2 protein-coding genes and 1 pseudogene are annotated in these 1,426 nt (G+C 71.5%); 2 read left to right on the top strand and 1 reads right to left on the bottom strand.

Annotated features, from left to right (window positions below; translation table 11 throughout):
- Window positions 1–37 precede the first annotated feature (37 nt).
- Window positions 38–595: a family 20 glycosylhydrolase gene (locus tag AB0H81_RS44825; RefSeq protein WP_358388724.1), complete on the top strand. Its 558-nt coding sequence runs from the start codon at window positions 38–40 to the stop codon at window positions 593–595.
- A gap of 16 nt (window positions 596–611) precedes the next feature.
- On the opposite strand, the gene AB0H81_RS44820 is transcribed toward AB0H81_RS44825, so the two are convergent.
- Window positions 612–731, bottom strand: coding sequence for a DUF2087 domain-containing protein (locus AB0H81_RS44820; RefSeq protein ID WP_358388721.1), 120 nt, complete (start codon window positions 729–731; stop codon window positions 612–614).
- A gap of 315 nt (window positions 732–1,046) precedes the next feature.
- On the opposite strand from AB0H81_RS44820, the pseudogene AB0H81_RS44815 reads away from it, so the two are divergent.
- Window positions 1,047–1,426: pseudogene (locus AB0H81_RS44815) on the top strand (hypothetical protein); the annotation flags it as partial.

Here is a 1,426-nt window from a genome sequence, read left to right as displayed (position 1 = left end):
TACGGTATGGCTGATTTGTTTTGGGTTGTTCAGTGGTGTGTTTTTCCGCTCGGGCCGCCGGCGGGGCGGAGTGGTCGCCTCTTGGCGGGGCGCCATCGGGGCGGTGGCGGCCGCCCGCCGCGGCCACGACGTGATCACCTGTCCGAACACGTCCGTCTACCTCGACTACCGGCAGGGACCGGGCCCGGAGGAGCCGGCGCCGTTCGGCACGGTGCTGACGCTGGAGGACGCCCACGCCTTCGAGCCGGTCCCCGCGGAGCTGCGCGGCGACCCGGCCGAGGCGCGGGTGCTCGGCGCGCAGTGCGCGATCTGGACCGAGCTCATCGACTCGCCCCGGCGCGTGGACTACATGGCCTTCCCGCGGCTGGCCGCCTTCGCCGAGACCGTGTGGAGCCCGGCCGGGCGCGACCTGCCGGACTTCCGTGACCGGCTGGCGGCGCACCTGCCCCGCCTGGACGCGATCGGCGTGGAGTACCGGCGCGAGGGCGGGCCCCTGCCCTGGCAGCGGCTGCCCGGCGTGCCGGGACGGCCGGAGGACGACGCCGCCTGGCAGGCCAAGATCGACGCCTGGACCCGCAACATCCGCGAGTCCTAGCGATCTGTTCGAGTCGTCAGACGTCCACGGGGCCGCCGCTGCGCCAGTACACGTTGTCCTCCCGCGACAGCAGGCCCTCGTCCACAAGGTAGCGGCGCAGCGCCGCGTAGTCGTCGTGGAAGGCGCGCAGCGTCACCGCTGTTCCTCCGAGGATGCCCCGGCCTACAGCTTCAGGCGGGAAGGAAGCGGACTCCTGCCTAGCGGGCCAGGGAGGCGCGGAATCGCCGCCGGGGGCGCGAACTGGACGCCGAATCATATGACCGCGCGGAGGAACGCGGGAATTTTGTCGGGGCTGCTGTGTAGCTTGGCGATCGTGGCGGCGGCTGCGACTGTGACTGCGGATGGGGATGGCGGGTGTGCCCGTTACACCTACCGCCTACGGCTGTCGTCTGCGGCGTGTGCCGGGTTGCTGGCGGAGTGGGATCGGTGGCGCTGGGTGTGGAACCAGTGCGTGGCCACCTCCCGTGCCGCGCACAAAGCCGGGCTGGAGTGTGGTCCGGCGCGGCTGGACAAGCTGCTGACCGGCTGGCGGTCCGAGCATGGGTGGCTGGCCGGTGGGGCGTCGGTGCCGCAGCAGCAGATCATCCGTGACTTCGCCCGCTCCCGCGCCAAAGCGATCAAGGACATCAAGGCACGGCTGCCCGTCAAGCGGCGGGCGGGGATGCCCCGGTTCAAGAAGAGGGACCTGGCCCGCCCGAGCTTGAACTACAGCCGGCGTGGTTTCCGGTTCAGGGAGGGGCGCCTGCATCTGGCGGGCGGCATCGTGCTGACCGTCGTCTGGTCGCGTCAGCTGCCTGCCGCCCCGTCGTCGGTGCGCGTCTACCGCGATGG

It is taken from the genome of Nonomuraea sp. NPDC050691 (assembly GCF_040654455.1).
In the GTDB taxonomy this organism is placed as follows: domain Bacteria; phylum Actinomycetota; class Actinomycetes; order Streptosporangiales; family Streptosporangiaceae; genus Nonomuraea.
This window is presented reverse-complemented; position numbering and strand designations above follow the sequence as displayed.